Annotated in this window: 15 protein-coding genes; 8 read left to right on the top strand and 7 right to left on the bottom strand. The window is 67.2% G+C overall.

The genetic code is table 11. From position 1 onward, the window contains the following. The first annotated feature begins 84 nt into the window (after nucleotides 1–84). The 6 genes from AC1DFU_RS08250 (at nucleotide 85) to AC1DFU_RS08225 (ending at nucleotide 8,942) form a co-directional block, all read left to right on the top strand. A complete protein-coding gene (locus AC1DFU_RS08250) occupies nucleotides 85–2,490 on the top strand; it encodes an acylase (RefSeq protein ID WP_441592704.1) in 2,406 nt (801 codons plus the stop codon). 151 nt (nucleotides 2,491–2,641) lie between these two features. After that, nucleotides 2,642–3,250: a TetR/AcrR family transcriptional regulator gene (locus AC1DFU_RS08245; RefSeq protein ID WP_092295024.1), complete on the top strand. Its 609-nt coding sequence runs from the start codon at nucleotides 2,642–2,644 to the stop codon at nucleotides 3,248–3,250. Nucleotides 3,251–3,366: 116 nt separating this feature from the next. Next, a complete protein-coding gene (locus AC1DFU_RS08240) occupies nucleotides 3,367–4,614 on the top strand; it encodes a YbfB/YjiJ family MFS transporter (protein WP_441592703.1) in 1,248 nt (415 codons plus the stop codon). Nucleotides 4,615–4,724: 110 nt separating this feature from the next. Further along, entirely contained in the window at nucleotides 4,725–5,840 is a 1,116-nt protein-coding gene (locus tag AC1DFU_RS08235) for an NADH:flavin oxidoreductase/NADH oxidase (RefSeq protein WP_441592702.1), read from the top strand. A 161-nt stretch (nucleotides 5,841–6,001) separates the two neighbouring features. Continuing rightward, nucleotides 6,002–8,593 (top strand): hypothetical protein, encoded by a 2,592-nt coding sequence (locus tag AC1DFU_RS08230; protein ID WP_177219922.1) that lies wholly within the window; start codon nucleotides 6,002–6,004, stop codon nucleotides 8,591–8,593. Nucleotides 8,594–8,774: 181 nt separating this feature from the next. Then, nucleotides 8,775–8,942, top strand: coding sequence for a hypothetical protein (locus tag AC1DFU_RS08225; protein WP_177219923.1), 168 nt, complete (start codon nucleotides 8,775–8,777; stop codon nucleotides 8,940–8,942). A gap of 40 nt (nucleotides 8,943–8,982) precedes the next feature. Here AC1DFU_RS08225 and AC1DFU_RS08220 read toward each other — a convergent pair whose 3' ends face one another. The 3 genes from AC1DFU_RS08220 to AC1DFU_RS08210 all read right to left on the bottom strand — a co-directional run bounded on the left by AC1DFU_RS08220 (nucleotide 8,983) and on the right by AC1DFU_RS08210 (nucleotide 13,094). Beyond that, a complete protein-coding gene (locus AC1DFU_RS08220) occupies nucleotides 8,983–10,437 on the bottom strand; it encodes an aldehyde dehydrogenase family protein (protein WP_441592701.1) in 1,455 nt (484 codons plus the stop codon). Nucleotides 10,438–10,604: 167 nt separating this feature from the next. Then, entirely contained in the window at nucleotides 10,605–12,413 is a 1,809-nt protein-coding gene (locus tag AC1DFU_RS08215) for an ATP-binding response regulator (RefSeq protein ID WP_441592700.1), read from the bottom strand. Between the two features lie 18 nt (nucleotides 12,414–12,431). After that, nucleotides 12,432–13,094 carry a response regulator transcription factor gene (locus AC1DFU_RS08210; protein WP_092295038.1) on the bottom strand — a complete coding sequence of 221 codons (663 nt, stop codon included), beginning with the start codon at nucleotides 13,092–13,094 and terminating at the stop codon, nucleotides 12,432–12,434. Nucleotides 13,095–13,204: 110 nt separating this feature from the next. On the opposite strand from AC1DFU_RS08210, the gene AC1DFU_RS08205 reads away from it, so the two are divergent. Beyond that, nucleotides 13,205–13,630 carry an amidase family protein gene (locus AC1DFU_RS08205; protein ID WP_441592699.1) on the top strand — a complete coding sequence of 142 codons (426 nt, stop codon included), beginning with the start codon at nucleotides 13,205–13,207 and terminating at the stop codon, nucleotides 13,628–13,630. A gap of 60 nt (nucleotides 13,631–13,690) precedes the next feature. On the opposite strand, the gene AC1DFU_RS08200 is transcribed toward AC1DFU_RS08205, so the two are convergent. Continuing rightward, nucleotides 13,691–14,713, bottom strand: coding sequence for a class I fructose-bisphosphate aldolase (locus tag AC1DFU_RS08200; protein WP_441592698.1), 1,023 nt, complete (start codon nucleotides 14,711–14,713; stop codon nucleotides 13,691–13,693). Between the two features lie 198 nt (nucleotides 14,714–14,911). Between AC1DFU_RS08200 and AC1DFU_RS08195 the strand changes: the two genes are divergently transcribed. Continuing rightward, a complete protein-coding gene (locus AC1DFU_RS08195; protein ID WP_092295119.1) occupies nucleotides 14,912–15,292 on the top strand; it encodes a hypothetical protein in 381 nt (126 codons plus the stop codon). Nucleotides 15,293–15,331: 39 nt separating this feature from the next. Here the strand turns inward: AC1DFU_RS08195 and AC1DFU_RS08190 are convergent, their stop codons facing one another. Genes AC1DFU_RS08190 through AC1DFU_RS08180 form a run of 3 tightly spaced genes read right to left on the bottom strand, consistent with a single transcriptional unit; the run spans nucleotide 15,332 to nucleotide 18,802 of the window. Then, on the bottom strand, nucleotides 15,332–16,558 hold the full coding sequence (locus tag AC1DFU_RS08190) for an MFS transporter (RefSeq protein ID WP_092295042.1): 1,227 nt from the start codon (nucleotides 16,556–16,558) through the stop codon (nucleotides 15,332–15,334). 18 nt (nucleotides 16,559–16,576) lie between these two features. After that, nucleotides 16,577–17,785 (bottom strand): chromate transporter, encoded by a 1,209-nt coding sequence (locus tag AC1DFU_RS08185; protein ID WP_092295044.1) that lies wholly within the window; start codon nucleotides 17,783–17,785, stop codon nucleotides 16,577–16,579. A gap of 48 nt (nucleotides 17,786–17,833) precedes the next feature. Further along, entirely contained in the window at nucleotides 17,834–18,802 is a 969-nt protein-coding gene (locus AC1DFU_RS08180) for a chromate resistance protein ChrB domain-containing protein (protein WP_441592697.1), read from the bottom strand. Nucleotides 18,803–18,867 lie beyond the last annotated feature (65 nt).

Genomic DNA, 18,867 nt, shown 5'->3' with positions numbered 1-18,867 from the left:
ATTCCCCCTACCTGTCATGCCCCGATTTACCCGACCATTGGCCACGCGGCACCCAGAACAATCACAAGAGACGGAGAGAGACAGATGAAGCATCGCATTGCGCGAGGCGCGATCGCGCTCGCCACGCTGGCCCTGGCAGCCACCGCGCTGACCGGCTGCGCCACCAGCGGGGGATATGGCAGCGAGCAGGGCCTGAGCGCGGAAATCCGGCGCACGTCGTACGGCATTCCGCACATCCGTGCCAACGACTACGCCGGCGTGGCGTTCGGCATGGCCTACGCCTATGCGCAGGAAAACGTCTGCCTGATGGCCGACCAGCTTGTTACGGTCAGCGGCGAGCGCTCGGCCGTGTTCGGCCCGGACCAGACCACCGAGGTCTCGTTCAAGCGCATGCGCAACACTGACGCAGACGCGTTCTTCCGCGCGATTCTGGACGACGACGCCCTGCAGGCCGGCATGGCCACGCAGTCGCCCGAGGCGCGCGAACTGCTGCGCGGCTACATCGCCGGCTACAACCGCTATCTGCGCGATACCCCGCCGGCGCAGCGCCCCGCCGCCTGCCGCAATGCCGCGTGGGTGCGGCCCATCACCGCGCTGGACATGGCGCGGCTGGCCGAGGAAAAGAGCATCCAGGCCAGCGCCGGCGCCCTCGCGGCCGGCATCCTGGCCGCTGCGCCGCCTGCCGCCGGCAAGGCTGCTGCGGCGCTGTCCGACAAGATCGATGTCGCGTCGATCGACGTCGACGCCGTCAACCGTGACCTCCAGCTACTCGATCCGCCCATCGGCAGCAACGGCTGGGCCTTCGGCAAGGCCGCCACGGTCAACGGGCGCGGCCTGCTGCTCGGCAATCCGCACTTCCCGTGGACCACCACCAACCGCTTTTTCGAAGCCCACCTGACCGTCCCGGGCAAGCTGGACGTGATGGGCGCGTCCATCGCCTCGTTCCCCATCATCAGCATCGGCTTCAACAAGGACGTGGCGTGGACCCACACGGTGTCCACCGCGCGCCGTTTCACGCTGTTCGAACTGAAGCTGGCCGAGGGCGACCCGACGACCTACCTGATCGACGGCAAGCCGCACAAGATGACCACGAAGACGGTGCGCTACGACGTGCGCCAGCCTGACGGCACGCTGGCGGCGCGTACGCACACGATCTACCTGACCGAGTACGGCCCCGTGGTGGCGATGCCGGCTGCCGGCCTGCCGTGGACCGCCCAGCGCGCCTACACGCTGCGCGACGCCAACCGCAATAACATGCGCGCCATCGACACCTGGCTGGATATCGCCCGCGCCGGCAATGTGGGCGATGTGCGCCAGGCCATCGGCAACCTCGGCATCCCCTGGGTCAACACGATCGCCACGGACCGCCATGGTCGTGCGCTGTTCGCCGATGTCTCGGTCACGCCGAACGTCTCGACGGCGATGCTCGGCCAGTGTGCGCCGGCCGGCGAGGGCGCCGCGCTGGCGAAGAAGCTGCTCGTGGGCACCGGCATGGTGTTGCTGGACGGCTCACGCGCCGCGTGCAACTGGACCGTGGACGCCGCCTCGCCGGTGCCGGGCCTTGTGCCGCCATCGGCCATGCCGGTGCTGGAGCGCGACGACTTCGTGGCCAATAGCAACGACAGCTCCTGGCTGACCAACCCGGCGCAGAAGCTGGAGGGCTTCTCGCCGGTGCTCGGCCCGCAGGGCGTGCCACAGCGGCTGCGCACACGCGTGGGCCTGATGGAGATCGGCAAGCGGCTGTCGGGCGTGGATGGCCTGCCCGGCAATCGTTTCGATGTGCCGAGCCTGCAAGCCGTGCTGTTCCGTGACCGCAACCTGGCGGCCGAAATCGTACTGGACGACCTGTTGCGCGCCTGTGCCGGCAAGGCGGCGCAGGCCGATGCGGATCTGCGCGATGGGTGCGCGGCGCTGGGCCAGTGGGACCGCCGCAGCAACGTGGAGAGCCGCGCGGCACCCCTGTTCCGCGAGTTCTGGATGCGCGCGCACACCATCCCCAACGTCTACGCCGTGGCGTTCAATGCGGCGGACCCGGTCAACACGCCGCGCGGCCTGCGCATGCAGGACGGCACGGTGGGCCCGGCGGTGTTCAAGGCGCTCAAGGACGCGGTCGGGGCCATGCGCACGGCTGGATTTGCGCTCGATGCGCCACTTGGAGACGTCCAGGCGGCGATTTCCCCGGCGGGCCGCATCGCGCTCCACGGCGGCGAGGAGTACGAGGGCGTGCTGAACAAGCTGACCAGCCAGCCGGTGTCGGCGCAGGGCCTGCACGTCTATTTCGGCACCAGCTATGTCCAGACGGTGGGGTTCGATGACCAAGGGCCGGTGGCGCAGGCGCTGCTCGTCTACGGCCAGTCGGTCGATCCCAACTCGCCGCACGCCTGGGACCAGATGCGGCAGTTCTCGGCCAAACGCTGGATTTCGCTGCCGTTCACGGAACAGGCGATTGCGGCGGACCCGCACCTCACCGTGGTGAAACTGAGTCAATAAGAGGGCTCTGYGTCACCCCGATTCCCAAAAGACACCGCCCGGTTCCCCGCCGGGCGGTTTGTTTTTTGTGGCGACGCAGCATCCGACCTTGCGTTTTGTATCGATCGCTCTATAATCCGTTTCATATCGACCGATACAAAACGGAATCGTCATGGCAAGACCCCGGCAATTCGACGCAGCGGCTGCGCTGGCCGCCGCCCAGAACACCTTCCTGGACAAGGGCTACCAGGCCACGTCCACGCGCGAGCTGACGCAGGCCATGGGCCTGACCCAGCCCAGCCTCTACAACGCGTTTGGCGACAAGCGCTCGCTGTTCCTGCTGGCGCTGGACGACTACCTGAACAAGTCGCTGCGTGCCCGCATCGCGCGCGCGGAAGCGAACCATCCGCCGGCGGAGGCCATTTCGGCGTTCTTCGCCGAGAGCGTGGAGCGCGCACTGGCGGACCCGCAGCATCGCGGCTGCATGCTGATCAATGCTTCCCTGGATGCCTCGTCCGACGACCCCGCGCTGCGCGAGGTGGTAGCCGAGGAACTGGACGATCTCCGCGCGTTCTTCGAACGTTCCGTGCGCGCCGCTCAGACCGCCGGCACGCTGGATGCCGACTTCGTCCCCGAGGACGTGGCCGCCAACCTGCTGGCCGTGCAGGTGGGCCTGCGCGTGCTGTCGCGCGTGATGCCCGAGCGCCCGCTGCTCGAGGCGATGGTGCGGCAGGCGCTGTCCATGCTGGGTCTGCCGTCCACGTCCCCGCCATCGTGTTGATGCCGATCCGCTGATCCGCTGAGGGCCCCCGGCCCGCCTCGCATTCCCCCTGATCCATTCGCCAACGTGCTGCCGGCGCAGCGCGGGGGCGGCGTTCGTCCCCAAGGAGTTCCGTCATGTCTCAAGATGCCGCTACGGCACCAACACCCACCGCGATCCGGCCCTCCGCGGACGGGGCGCTCGATGCCCGGGCCCTCTATGCCGCGCTGGCCGGCCTCTGCGCGAGCCTCGTCGCCATCGGCCTCGCACGCTTTGCCTACACGCCGCTGATTCCCCCGCTGATCCACGCGCACTGGTTCACGGCCGCCGATACGGTCACGCTCAGCGCCGCCAATTTCGCGGGCTACTTCGCCGGCGCGCTGTTTGGCCGGCCGATCGCCGCGCGGCTGTCCAACCGCCATGCGCTGCGCTGGCTGATGGTGGCCGCCACGGCGGCGTTCTTCGCCTGCGCGTTCCCGCTCTCGGTGAGCTGGTTCTTCTTCTGGCGCTTCCTGTCCGGGCTGTCCGGCGGCGCCATCATGGTGCTCGTGGCGACGGCCATCCTGCCCCATATCGCCCCGGCGCGGCGCGGTTTCGTCAGCGGCATGATCTTTCTCGGCCTGGGGCTGGGCATCGCGGCATCCGGCACACTGGTGCCGGCGCTGCTGACGCTGGGCCTGCGCGAGACGTGGCTCGGCCTTGGCGCGCTGTCGCTGGTGCTGACGGCGCTGAGCTGGTTCGGCTGGCCGACCACCGATGCGCCGGCCGGCACGCCGGCCTCGCCCGCCGGGCACCCCGAAATTGGTGCAGCGCTCCGCGCCGAGCGGCCCACGCTGCGGCTGCTGAGCCTGCAATACGCGGCCAATGCGCTGGGGCTGGTGCCGGCGATGGTGTTGCTGGTGGACTACGTGGCGCGCGGGCTGGGGCAGGGCGCCAACGTGGGCGCCGGCTACTGGGTGCTCTACGGCGTGGCAGCCATCGCCGGGCCGCTGGTCTCCGGCTTCATGGGTGACCGCATGGGCTTCCGCAATGCCTACCGGCTGGCGCTGGCGCTCCAGGCCCTGGCTGTGGCGGCGCTGGCGCTGTGGGACGGCCCCGTGGCGATCGTGGCGGCCACCATCGTGCTCGGCGCGTTCACGCCCGGCGTGGTGCCGTTGATGCTCGGCCGCGTGCACGACGCGCTGCCGCACGACCCCAGCGCGCAGCGCGCCGCCTGGAGCCGCGTGACCAGCGCCTTCGCGCTGTTCCAGGTGCTGGCCGGCTACGGCTACTCCTACCTGTTCGCGCACACGCACGAGAACTACGCGCTGATCTTTGCCTGCGGCGCGGTGGCCTTCGTGATTGCGCTGGGGGCGGATCTGGCGCTGCGGGGACGGGTGCGATAAGGGTCGGCGGCGCTGTAGGGGCGTTGCGAGCAAGGTTTTCCGCGCGCCACTACAATCGCCAAACATCGTGACACCCGCCTACGCCTGAAGGCCTCCGAAGGAACCTGTTCATGTCCCAACTTTTCACGCCCTACAAGATCGGCAATCTCGAACTTGCCAACCGCATCGCGATTGCGCCGATGTGCCAGTACTCGGCCGACGAGGGCTCGGCCACCGACTGGCACATGATTCACCTGGGCCACATGGCGCTGTCCGGCGCCGGGCTGCTGATCGTCGAGGCCACGGCGGTGTCGCCCGAGGGCCGCATCTCGCCGGACGACCTCGGCCTGTACGGCGATGCCAACGAGGCCGCGCTGGGCCGCGTGCTGGACGCGGTGCGCAAGTACTCGCCCATCGCCGTGAGCGTGCAGCTCGCGCATGCGGGCCGCAAGGCGTCGAGCCAGGCACCCTGGGAGGGCGGCGCGCAGATCCGCCCGGACCAGCCGCGCGGCTGGCAGACTCTGGCGCCGTCGGCGGTGCCGCATGGCGCGGACGAAGTGCCGCCCGTGGCGCTGGACAAGGCCGGCATGCGCAAGATTCGTGACGACTTCGTCGCGGCGGCCAAGCGCGCTGCGCGGCTTGGTATCGACGGTATCGAGGTGCACGGCGCGCACGGCTACCTGCTGCACCAGTTCCTGTCTCCGCTGGCCAACCATCGCACCGACGAGTACGGCGGCAGCCTGGAGAACCGCATGCGCTTCCCGCTGGAAGTGTTCGATGCCGTGCGCGAGGCGTTTCCGGCCGAGCGGCCCGTGTGGATGCGCGTCTCCGCCACGGACTGGGTGCCGAACGGCTGGGACATCGACGGCACGCTGGCGCTGTCCCACGCGCTCAAGGCGCGCGGGTGCGCGGCGGTGCATGTGAGCACGGGCGGCGTGTCCCCGCAGCAGGCCATCAAGCTCGGACCGGGCTACCAGGTGCCGTACGCGCAGCGCGTGAAGGCCGAGGTGGGCCTGCCGACACTGGCCGTGGGCCTGATCACGGAACCCGAGCAGGCCGAATCCATCGTCGCCAACCACGAGGCCGATGTCATCTCGATTGCGCGCGCCATGCTCTACGACCCGCGCTGGCCGTGGCATGCCGCCGCCAAGCTCGGCGCCAGCGTGGACGCCCCGAAGCAGTACTGGCGCTCCCAGCCGCGCGGGCTCGAGAAGCTGTTCCGCGACGCGCATTTCGGCCAGCGCTGAGTCCCTGACTTCCACTTGTCCAGCCTTTCCCGGCGCGCCTGATCCATCTGATGCATCCGGCGCGCATCGCCAATCCATTCTCCGATCCTGCCTTGCCGCCTAACCTGCGCTGACGCTGGCGCACGGGGCGCCGCGCTGACGAACATGCGGAGGCAGGGATCATGGCAGTGCTTTACGACATCAAGGTGGAGAGCGGGGCGTCGCAGTGGTATGGCGTGATCTCGGTCACGAATATCCGCTACGCCGATGGCAGCGCGGTCCGGGTCAACGACTTCCTCGGCATGGGGTTCCATTCCCCGGCATCGGTGCAGCCCACCGACTTCAATCCGCAGTTCTGGATGTGGACGCCGACCACGGCGGAGACCACGAATGACCAGATCGACAGCCAGACCTGGGACGTCACCGCCAAGCTCATTTTCGAACTGGGGCACACGTTTGCCGCCCAGGACAAGATCAATATCGGCATCAATGGCGACCTGACCGGCCCCGACGCGGCCGACTACCTGTCGTCGTTCGCGCTGGCTGCGGATACGCTGCCGGATACCAACGGCATCGTCAGCGTGCAGGCCAACTCGGCGCCCGATGAGCGGCTGTACTCGTCCGCCCAGACCCTGTACTTCACGCAGGGCACCCAAGTCCATGTGGAGACAGTGGCGCCGGGCACGACCACGCCGCTGGCGCTGCCGGCCGGCACGTATTCGATTACCGCCAGCCCGCTGTCGAACCATGCCGGCACGGTCGTGTCCACTGCCCATGTGCAGCCGTCGACCGTCACGGTCACGCCCGGCAGCAATGCAGTCATCATGGTCGTCTACGACCCGGCGAAGTACACCGCGGCGCTCGATGTGTCGATTGGCGATATTCCCGTGCTGGCGGACGAACTGCTCGACGTCACGGTGGTGTCCCGCAACAGCCAGGACCCGCTCGCCGCGTTCTCGAGCCCGCCCGGGCATCTCACGCAACTGCACGGGCTGCCGCTGGTCGGCGTGGTCGACATCAGCGTGGCGAGCATCGCGGTGAACAACGTTCGCCACACGTTCCCGTCCCAGCACCGTTCGCTCGATACCAAGCTCCAGTTCGTTGCGTTCACGGCCGCCGACATGCATTCCACGGCGGTCAGCACCGCCGGCTTCGTGACGCTGCCGGTCGTCATCACCTCGGACGTGACCGTCAACGCGCCGCTGGACGTGCGTCTGGTGGCGCCGAACATGAGCTATCACCAGACCTTCCACCTCGTGGCGGGCACGCATAGCTACAACCTCGCCGTGCCGGTGCAGCCGCAGACGTACGCCGTGGAGGTGTCGGACTTCATCTACGACGGCGTGGTGTACAACACGCAGACCGCGGACTACCTCGTCGTGCTGTCCACGGGCAAGGCGCAGCTGCATATCGACGTCTCGCAGGGCGCGAACCTCAAGGTGCGCGGCTTCCCGGATTTCCTGAGCTTCGGCGGCTGCGCCGACCTGACGCCGGGCAATGCGGTGGACTTCGTCGCGGCGCGCGCGTCATCGGTGTTCAAGTACGCGGGCTTCGATGGGGCCGGCGATCCCGGCCAATACCTGACCGACGACGCCCAGACCACGCGCACCATCCTGCTGGCGCGCGATGTGGAGCAGCAGATTGGCGGCGGCCACAAGGTGCTGCCGGTGATGGTGTCCTATACCTGCAACCTGTCGCTCGGCGACACGCCCACGCAGCTCGCCAACACGCAGGGGCTGGCTCACAGCTTCGGCAACCTCATCCTGTCGCTGAACCTGGCGAAGGCCCACACCGATGTCGATCATCCGGTGCCGTGCGGCTTCGTGGTCAACCCGGACTTCCTCGGCGCCTGCCAGCAGGGCGGATTCGCGCCGGACTACGCCATGCCGGTGCGCGAGCCGCTGCGGCAGGCCCTGGCCCACTGGAAGGTGGTCGCCACGATTCCGCAGAACATCGAAGAGAACATCCGGGGCTATGTGGCGGCCGTGAACTGGCTGATCCGCACCGTGGCGCCGGCGGTCACCTTCGGCTGGCAGGTCAACCTGTGGGGGGTGGGGGCGTCCGAGTGGATCTACGCATCCGACGACTCACCGGTCCGCAACGGCCGGGTCACCGCCGCGTATGTGCGGGCGCTGAAGGTCCACGAGGGGCCGTACGCGCCGGACTTCCTCGCCGTGGACCGCTACGAGGCCGACGACTTCACCATCCGCGCCTACGCCAACGGCTATTGCTACTGGGTGCACGAGTGGAAGCGCTTCTTCGACTTCTGCGCCGAACTGAGCCGCGATCTCAAGGTGCCGATCATGCCGTGGCAGGTGCCGGCCAGCCATGCGCCGCTGGTCACGGACCCGGTCAACGACAACTTCGACACGCAGAACTGGGGCACGGGCGGCACGTACATCCTCGGCGATCCGGCCATCGGCAGCGATTACCACAACATCAATCCGAAGATCATCGCCCTGCAGTTCCCGGATGCCTTCCACTGGGCGATGGGCACGAGCGCCGAGGACATGTTCGAGCGCTCGATACCGTTCGACGTCAGCGCCCCGGCCTATGGCGACTTCCCGTATCGCGGCATCTTCACGCTGCTGCTGGGCGGCGGCGCCACCACGGGCATCATCTCGACGGTGGGCGATGACACCTCCTTCGTGCGCGACAAGCTCAACGCGTACATGGACCACCCGATCCCGTTCGGCAACGACGCCGCGTCGCTGGGCACGCCCCGTCCGCAGCGCCGGCTGCGGCGGCGCGGATTGGTGCGATGCGGCAAATAAGGCACGCGCCATAGGCGATGAGCCAGGCGCGGCAGGAGCAGGGATTTCCATGATTGTCACGGCCCGGTGAAGTGACGACCATGGGCCTCAATAGATTGCGTTGGGCAGTACCGCGGGCGCCCCGATTCGAGCCAGCCCGCCATCACAGAAGTAGTCGAAGAACGAACTCTGGGAGACATCCATGCAAGTCTATGACGGCCTTGTTTTTGCCTGCGCCATGATGCTGATCTGCGCGTACACGTATCTGGGCGTGCAGTCGCAGAGCCTGGCGCTCAAGTACGGCTCCCCGGCCATCGTCGGCGTGCTGACGATCGCCTACGCGCTGCTGCCGATGCGGATGGTCGGCTGACCGACCCTCCGCATCCCATCCTCCTCCGTTCTGGCTGACGCTAGCGTAGCGACAGCCAGATCGCCTTTGGTTCCGTGAAGTTCTCGATGGCGGCATCGCCGTGCTCGCGCCCCAGGCCCGAGTCGCCCGACCCGCCCCACGGCAGCCTCACGTCCGTATAGCCATAGGTGTTGATCCACACGGTGCCCGCGCGCAGCTCGCCGGCCACCTTGTGCACGCGCGCGATGTCCGCGCTCCACACCCCGGCCGCGAGGCTGAAGGCGGTGCCGTTGGCGATGCGCACCGCGTCCGCCTCATCGTCGAACGGGATCACGCTGGCCACCGGGCCGAAGATTTCCTCCTGCGAGATGCGCATCTCGTGCTCGACGTTGGCGAACACGGTGGGCGCCACGTAGAAGCCGCGCTCGCCGATGCGCGCGCCGCCGGTGACCGCGCTCGCGCCTTCCTTCTTGCCGATCTCCACGTAGTCCAGCACGGTCTTCATCTGCGCCGCCGAGACCACCGGGCCCATGGTCGTGCCGGGCTCGGCCGGGTCGCCCACGCGGATCGCGCGGGCGCGCGCGGCCATCCGCTCGACCACTTCGTCGTAGACCTGCCGCTGCGCCAGGATGCGCGAGCCCGCCGAGCAGACCTGGCCCGCGTTGAAGAAGATGCCGGAGGCCGCCGCGCGCGTGGCGGCGTCCAGGTCGGCATCGGCAAAAATCACATTGGCGGACTTGCCGCCCAGCTCCAGCGTCACGCGCTTGAAGTTGGCCGCCGCGCCCTGCATGATGCCGCGCCCCACGCCCGGCGAGCCCGTGAAGGTCACCTTGTCGACGCCCGGGTGCGCCACCAGCGCGTTGCCGACCACGCTGCCCTTGCCCGTGACGATATTGAACACGCCCGGCGGCACGCCAGCCTCCAGCGCCAGCTCGGCCACGCGCAGCGCGGAGAGCGGGGTGATTTCGGCCGGCTTCACCACCAGCGTGCAGCCGCATGCCAGCGCCGGGGCAATCTTCCACATGCCGATCATCAGCGGGAAATTCCACGGCACGATGGCGGCCACCACGCCCACCGGCTCGCGCACGGTGTAGGTCAGCGCGTCGTTGCGGGCGGGAATCACCTGGCCGTTGATCTTGTCGCACCAGCCGGCGTAGTAGCGCACGGTGTCGATGGCGGCCGGCACGTCCTGGCGCCGCACGCCGGCCAGCGGCTTGCCGCAGTCCTGGCTTTCCAGCTGCACCAGTTCCTCGGCGTGGGCTTCCAGCAGGTCGGCGAAGCGGTAGAGAATGCGCCCGCGCTCGGCGGCGCGCATGCGGTTCCAGACCTTCAGCGCGGCGCGCGCGGCCTGCACGGCGCGGTCGACGTCGGCGGCATTGCCCTGCGCCACGCGGGCGATGGGCGTTTCGTTGGCCGGATTGATGTCAGTGGAGTATTCGCCACTTCCGGGCGGCGCGCGCTGGCCGTCGATCAGCAGATCATGGGTCGGCAGGTCGCCGGATGGGGACAAAGGCATGGAAGGCTCCTCGCTGCTGGGTCATTGTTGGGGATGACGTGCGCATTGGCCGGACGAGCTGCGGTGCCGCGCCCGCTTCTGCCTTGCAGTGTGGTGGGCGTGCTGATCTAAGTCCAATTAATAGGACTGATTCATTCATGCTTTTAATGCATGAATGGGGGTGGGGCTTATTGTTCCGCCCGCGAGCATTCACCCTGGTCGATTTCCACCCAGTGGGACTCGCGCAGCAGGGTGCTGATGGCCGCGTGGAGTTCGCCCGGCACCACGGGTTTGTGGAGCAGGGCGGTGCCGCCGGCATGGGCATGCCGCAGGCGGTCAGCGGCGGTGTCGCCGGTGATGATGATGGCCGGCAGCGCACGGCCCACGCGCTCGCGGATGGCCGCCATGGCTTCCTGCCCGGTGCGATGGCCGCGCAGGCGGTAATCGGCCAGGATCAGGTCCGGGGTGAAGGCCTCCAGCGTGGCCAGCGCCTCTTCCTCGCTCTCGGCGGTGCGGCACTGGCAGTGCCAGACCGCCAGCAGCCCGGCCATGGCCTCGCGGATGGCCGGGTCGTCGTCGATCACCAGCACGCGCAGCCCGTCCAACCGCATCGCGGCGCGCGGATGGGCGACTTCCTCGGGCGCGGTCCAGGCCAGCGGCAGCCGTAGCCGGAACACCGAGCCACGCTCTGGCGCGGAGGCCAGCGTCACGCGCGTCTGCATCGTGCGCGCCAGTCCTTCGACGATGGCCAGCCCGAGGCCCAGCCCCTTGCGCTGGTCGCGCTCGGGATTCCCGAGCTGGTGGAACTCGCGGAAGATGTCCTGGTGCTGCGCGGCCGGAATGCCGATGCCGGTGTCCCAGACCTCCACCGACACATGGAAGCGGCGCGTGCGGCAGGCCACCAGCACGCCACCCGTGCGCGTGTAGCGGATGGCGTTCGCAATCAGGTTGCGCAGGATCAGTTCCACCAGCGTCGGGTCGCCGAACAGCGTGGCGGTGGTGTCGCGCGTGCGGTAGACCAGCCCGCGCGCGTTGGCTTGCGGCGCGAACTCGTTCTCGAGCTTGTACAGCAGCGGCTGCAGACGGAACGGGCGCGGCCGGGGCGTGATCACGCCCGCTTCGAGCTTCGAGAAATCGAGCAGCGTGTTCAGCATCTCGCGGGCCGCGCCGGAGGAAGCCTCGATATGGGCCAGCAGCTGGCGCTGGTGGTCATCGAGCCGCGTGCGGCCCAGCGAGACCACGAACAGCCCCAGCGCGTGCAAAGGCTGGCGCAGGTCGTGGCTGGCGGAGGCCAGGAACACCGACTTCGCCCGGTTGGCTTCCTCGGCCCCGCGCTGGGCGTGGCCGGCGCGCGCGGTCTGGTCGCGCAACTGCGAAATGAGTTCGACGTTTTCGAAGCGCAGGGCGATGGCATGCCGCGCCACGCGCGCGTAGTTGCGCGCGAAAATCATCAGCACGACCAGATAGAGCGGCGTGCCGAGGAACATCGGCAGGTAGGCGATATCGCCCGTGGCCAGGAAGACCATCCAGACCGGCACGATCGACGGGATGAAGAAGCCCACCGCCACCGGCAGGCAGGCCGAGAACACCGCGAGCGCCGCTGCACTCATGCCGGCGATCAGCGACAGCACGCAGATCACCACGGCCGGGGAGCGGATATCGAGATAGAGCCAGGCCACCAGCCCCCACAGGCTGCCGATCAGCACCAGCATCACGGTCATGACCCGCGCGTAGCGGCCCGAGCCGGATTCGGTGAGCCGGTTCGGTACCGCCAGCCGGCCGAAATAGGCCGCCGCGCAGGCGATGGCCATTGCCGCCGCCCAGGGCAGCGCGCCCGGGTGCCCGCCGGTGATGGTCAGCCCGCTGGCCAATATCAGCGCGGCCAGCGCGCAGCCGAGCATGGCGATGCCAAAACTCTGGTCGATCAACTCCATCTGCGCCGTCAGCAGGCGCGGCTCGTCGTAGCGCGGGAGCAGGCCGAATGGAGTCGATGTCATGCGGATGGCGGCGGGCAGTCAGCGTTGCGCCTGCACCAGCCCGCGGCGCTGGGCCTCGAGGATGGCTTCCACGCGGCTGACCACGCCAAGGTGGCCGAGAATGGCCGCCACGTGCACGCGCACGGTGTTCTCGGACAGCCCCAGGTGATAGGCGATGACCTTGTTCGACCGCCCCAGGTTGAGCTGCCCCAGCACCTCCAACTGGCGCGGCGTGAGCTGGCTCGGCGCATAGTGCGCCGCCTGCGGGGCGCCATTCAGCCCATTCAGGCCATCAAGGCAGCCGCCGTTGCCATCCGTGGCGAAATGCGTGCCGCCGCTCAGGCAGCAGGCAATCGCTTCCTCGATCTCGCGCGCATCGGCGGACTTCGGGAGGAATCCGGCAATGTCCTTGCGCGCCTCGGCTGATATGGCGTCGAGCCCGGAGGTGCCCGAGACGATCAGGAATTTCGCCGTCTGAAAGTGACGCTTAAGTACCTTTACGCCCTCGATCCCGTTCAGGCCCGGCATCTGGATGTCGAGCAGGACGATGTCCACCGGCTTCTCGCCATGCTGCGCCACGGCCTCCATCACCGAACCGGCCTCGATGATCGTATCCACGCTCGGACTGTCCGCCAGCAACAGCTTGAGCCCCGTGCGAAACAGGGTGTGGTCATCGATCAGCAGGAGGCGGGCACGGGGCATGGAACGGCGGGGGGCGGGGGAGGAGACGATTGGACTCGATTCCGGCCAGCTTGTCCATGCGGGGCGTTGCGCAGACGCCCGGCTAGTCCGGAAAGATTATTGGCACTCGCGTGCCGGGGTGCGAGGATCGCCACGTGGACGAATTCCGCGACTTGTCCATACCACTTTGGATACCCACTCCCTCCCGGCAGTGGGTATTTTTTTGGGCTTTTGCTTGTCGACGGTGTGCGGGGCCGGGCTTACGCCGGCAGCAGTCCCGCCGTACGCCCGTGTTACCGATTCCGGCACACAAGCATGGCGTCTCGACATTCCTCATCAATGGCCAAACCGTGGACGCTACCTATCTGCAGGGAGCAACCGTGCCCCTGAACCTGACCGGCCTTCCGGGATTGTCGATTCGGTTCGGTTCAAGCCACGACGGCATGCCGATCAACGTTCAATTGGTATCCAGTTGGCAGGCCGAGTCGACGATTCTTCATCTCGCCGGCCTGCTGGAAAGGGCGAGCCAATTCCACGGTCTTCGCCCATCCCTCTGAACGAACGAGACGCCGCTCGGATGCCGACGTCCCACGTGGCGCACTGAGCGTGTTGCAGGCTCAGCCTGTGGCATCCTCGAGCGCCGCCTGGTATTGGCCCAGGCAGGCCATGCCGTTCAGGCGGGAGCGTTGCAACAGGGCCCGTTGTGCGAGCGCCGCGTTGCCTGCCTCGCCTCTCCACGCCAGCAGCGCCGGTTCCTGCAAGGCGCGCCCGTACGAAAACGACAGCCGCCAGGGCAGCGGGGCGAGTCGGTTCATCGCATCGAGATTGGCGGTGGCTTCAGAGGGTGTCTGGCCGCCGGACAGGAAGAAAACGCCCGGCACCGCCGCCGGCACCGTGCGCCTGAGTATCTGCACGGTATGCATGGCCACCTCGGCCGCTGCAGCAAGCCCGCACGCCTTGCCGGGCAGCACCATGCTCGGCTTCAGCAGCATGTGCTCGAGCACCACCCTGTGCCGGTGCAAGGCGTGGAAGACTTCGTGCAGCACGGCCTCGGACACCTCGGCGCAACGCGCCATGGTGTGCGCGCCGTCCATCAGCACCTCGGGCTCGACGATCGGCACCACGCCCGCTTCCTGGCAGGTCGCGGCATAGCGCGCCAGCGCTTCCGCGTTCGCTGTGATGGCGAGCCGGCCCGGGAGCGTGTCCGAGATGTTGTACACCGCGCGCCACTTAGCGAAGCGCGCGCCCTGCTGGCGATAGCCCGCGAGCCGCTTCGCCAGCCCATCGAGGCCCTCGGTGATCTCGTCCCCGGGTGCGTGGGCGAGCGCCAGCTTGCCCTTGTCCACCTTGACGCCGGGCACGATGCCCTGGCGCGCCGCCATCTCCGGTAACGGTGTGCCATCGTCGGCGCGCTGGCCCAGCGTTTCCTCGTACAGGATCACGCCACTGATGAACTCGCCGAGCCCCGGTGTGGACAAGAGCAGGCTGCGCCACGCGCGGCGCGTCTCCTCGCTTGATGGGACACCGATGTGCTCGAACCGCTTGGCAATCGTTGGCCCGCTCTCGTCGGCGGCCAAGAGGCCTTTGCCGGCCTGAACCAGCGCATCCATGGTGCTTTGCAATTCGCTTTTTGTATCCATGATGTGCTCCGGGACGCGTGGCATGAGCCCCCACGGCATGGGGTTGTGCTCTTCAGGCGCCTATAAATGTAGGAGACGGCCACGTGTTTGTGAACGATTCACGGAATCCATCTGGCCGGTGGTTGCCGTCAACGGTCAGTCGCCAGAAGCGCCATGTCCTTCCTCACACTGGTCTTCCATGGACGAGCCCGGTTCGCCATGACGGGTGTTCACATTCTTTTGGCGACGTTCGGGTTGGCTGCCTGCGTGTCGACTGGCGTCGATGTGAAGCAGGAACAGTTGTCGTACTTCATGATCGGCTTCTCCACGCTCGACGACGTTACCGGGCAGCTCGGAAATCCGACCTGGCGGGCATCCCTAAGTAGCGGCTCGACGGTCCTGATCTATTCGTTTGCCAGCTCCAGGCCACATCCCGAGAGCTTTCTGCCGTTCATTGGCCCGCTGTTCTCAGGCGGCGAGATTCGGTCGGTGATGGTCCTTTTCGAATTCGACCAAAACGGCGTCCTCCGGAGTCATGGGAGGACGACATCCAGTAGCGTTTCAGGATGGAGCGTGTTGCCGCCCGGCACCCTGCCGTGACGTGGTGCGCTCATGGCGATATTCAACGCCGTGTTCCCATCAATTCAGGGTGCCAACACGCCGGAAGGCGACCAGCATGGCAAGGTCATAGCCGATTTTCAACACACCACAAGCCAGCAATGGCGCTCCAGCCCACCCCATTGCCATGAGCCCACCGGCCAGCACTGGGCCGATCGCGGCAGCCAGGCTGCGCGGCACCGCCGTCAGGCTTGCTGCCGCCGTCCGCTCGGCGGGGGTGACCACCGCCATCACGAATGCCGTCCGTGTTGGTACATCCATTTGAGACAGCGCGCTGCGCGCCAGCAGCAACAGTAACGTCAAGCTCAACGACGGTGCGAACGCGGCGGCAATCAGGAACGCGCTGGAAGGGATATGCGTGAACACCATGGTGTTCAGTAGCCCGATCCTTCGGGCCAGTGGCACAGCGGCGAGCTGGGAAGCCGTGGTAAGCAGCCCGGCCCAGAAGAAGAACTGGCCCGCCGCACCCGGGGACATCCCGAAACGCTGCATCAGCCAAAGCGACAGCAAGGCATTGACGACCAGGCCGCCCGCAAACGCATCGACACTGAACAGCATCGCGAGCCGGATGACGATCTGGCGCGATGGCCCCAACGGCGCGGCCGTCGACATCGACTGCGGATGGGGTTCGGGCAACCTCGCGTAGAGCACCCAGAGCGCCATGCCCGTCAAGGCGTAGACGAGGAACATCAGGCGCATGCCGTCCAGGAAGGACAGGCCGGTATGCCTGCCAAGCCAACCAGGTATCGCTGCGGCCAACGCTCCGAACGCCGCGGAGAGGGAACCCGCAAGTCCGTAGCGCGCGAACAATGCCGTGCGCGCGTCAGGTGTCGCGGCCTCGGCCAGCCGCGCCTGCTCGAGCGGCAGGAACACGCTGACATCCCCCGAGCTCGGGTTCAGCGTGCCGATAAAGGCAACGATCAAGAGCGGCCAGAGCGATGACAGACCCGCAAAGGCCGCCCCGGTGCCGGCCATCAGGGCGGCCGCCAGTATCAGCAGACGGCGCTGCGGAAAGCGGTTCCCGACGAGTCCGACCAGAATGGTCGTCATCGCGGAGCCAATCAGCGTGACGCTGCTGATCAGTCCCACGGCGAGTGGGTCGAAGCCCAGGGCCAGCAGGTACGCGGGCAGCAGTACAGCCACGAATCCATCGCAGAAACCGCGCAACGCCCGCCCGGCGAGCAGCGGCATCACGCCTGCGTCGGTGCCGGGTGGAAAGGCAAGGTCGGAAAGCAATGCGCGAATCATTTGCTGTGCCGCAACACGTCAGTGATGGAGCAACGGATAGGCCACCAGGCCAATCAAGGCCGCAGCCGCGACGATCATGGGTTCGGACAGCTTCTTGAACCTGATCAGCAAGGCGACGGTAAGGAGCGCCAGGAGCGCGGTCGGGATATCGACAATCGAGCGCTTGGCCAGGACGATCACCGCCCCGGTGATGGCGCCGATGGCCGCCGCGGTGACGCCGTCGACGAACGCCAGGATGGCCGGCAGCTTCCCGTACTTCTTGAAGTAAGGCGCCGGCAGGACGGTGAACAGGTAGCAAGGCAGGAACGTCGCCGCGGCCGCCACGCAGGCACCAGGCAGGCCCGCAACAAGGTAGCCAATGAAGCCGACGGTGATGACAACCGGGCCGGGCGTAATCATGGCGACCGCCACGGCGTCGACAAATTGCTTGTCGTTCAGCCAGTGATGTTCGGTCACCACGCCGCCATAGAGGAAGGGCACGATGGCAAGCCCGGAGCCGAAGACGAATGCACCGGCCTTGGCAAAGAACACACCGATCTGCGAGAGCAGCGGCCAATCCACGGTACTCAGCATGCCGCTTGCGGCCGGTAATGGGGCTGCCGCGATCGCATTCAGCCTGCCTTGCCGCAGCCACTTTGGCGGTGCGCGCCAGAACCAGACCAGCACCCCGGCCGCGAGGAACAGCCACGCGACCTCCGATTCGGTGATGACCGTGACCGCCACGAGCACCAGATAGATGAACCACAGCAGCTTGTCTTTGCCTACGCTCTTCCTGGTCAGCTTGTAGGCGCTGATCGCGATGATGCCGATCACCGCCGCGCCCACGCCGTAGAACACCGACTGCATCCAGGTGAGACCGCCGAAGCGTACATAGGCCCAGCCGAGCGCCAGCACCATCAGGAATGATGGCAGCACGAAGGCGACGCCGACGAGTGTGGCCCCGAGGATGCGGTAGTGCACGTATCCGAGGTAGATCGCGAGTTGGGCGGCAAGCGGGCCCGGCGCCAGTTGCGCGAGGGCAAGGCCTTCCTTGTAGTCGGCATCGGTAATCCACTGCCGCGCATCGACCAGATCCCGGTGCATATAGCCCGCAAGCGCCACCGGTCCCCCGAAGCCCAAGGTGCCAAGCCGCAGGAAGTACATCACCAGTTGCCGCAGCGTGTAACCGGGGCGTTCGTGCGCAGAAGGGCCGGAAGGGGCGGAAGCAGGCGGCTGGGGTGAGTTCATCTTGGCTTGCGTGGAGAGCGGTCCGGCAGTCTGGCAGCAGGCAACGACCTAGCGTTTGCGCGCGCTGGAAAAGTGCGCATAGAGCGAGTCGAGGACATTCCCTACCTCCTCCAGTAGCGCATCGTCATCGGGCAGGCGCTCGCGTGCGCCTGCCAGTACCGCTTCAAAACCACTGGCCTCCGCAACGGGTGTCCCGCCGATGTCCAGTACGTGAACCATCTGGCCCACGCGCGCCAGTCCCTTGTTCTCGTCGAGCCCGAAGCTGGCGAGCAGCACCTCGAAGGAGACCCGGTCGCCGACATGGGTGAATGTCGCACCATCGAAGTCGAACCCCAGCGCCTCCTTTGGGCATTGGCGAACGTCCTCCAGCCAGAGGAAGTTGGCGTGGGGATCGATAAAGCGCCGGATCAGCCAGGCACAGGCAACGCGGTCCACCCAGAGGTGCCGGCGCGTTGCCCAGCGTCGGCCTTGGTATTGGCTTGGGTCGCGTCTCGGAATGCTGCCCGCCATGCCCTGTGGTTCGCCCGGCGACAGCATGATGTCGATGGCCGCATTGAAATCGCGCCACTGTGCTTCGGCGCGGGCCGAGGCCTCATTCGGGAAGAAGTCGATCTTGCGGATCGCTTCGAATCCACGGCCGTACCGGCGAGCCATGCGTAGGAGGCTTGCTTCGTCCGTTTCCGCCAACGTCGCACGGGCGCGGGAGAGTTCGGCCATCCAGTCGGCGTATTCGGGAGTCCGATCGAACAACGCGCGGTACTCGGCATCTTGCTGTGTGTCGGTGGCCTGCACGGAAAGCGTCCAGACCTTGCCATCCTCGCTGGTCGCGTCTGTGGCCAGGGCTTGCAACGGGTCTCGCAAGCCTGCGACGTCGGGCACGACATAGACGCCATCGCGTAATGCCGCCGCGCCCAACGCCTTGATGCCGCGCCAGAATCGCATGCGAGCGGTGGCGGCCGAGGTGGGCAGGCTGACAACCAGCACCACCCAGGGGGAAGCGAATTGAAGAGCAGTCATGCGCCCAGCTTAATGGGTCGTAGGCCCTGCTTCAATGCTGTAGAGATCTCTACAGCCCAATGGTC

The sequence above is a fragment of the Cupriavidus sp. 10L45 genome, from assembly GCF_056395225.1.
This window is presented reverse-complemented; position numbering and strand designations above follow the sequence as displayed.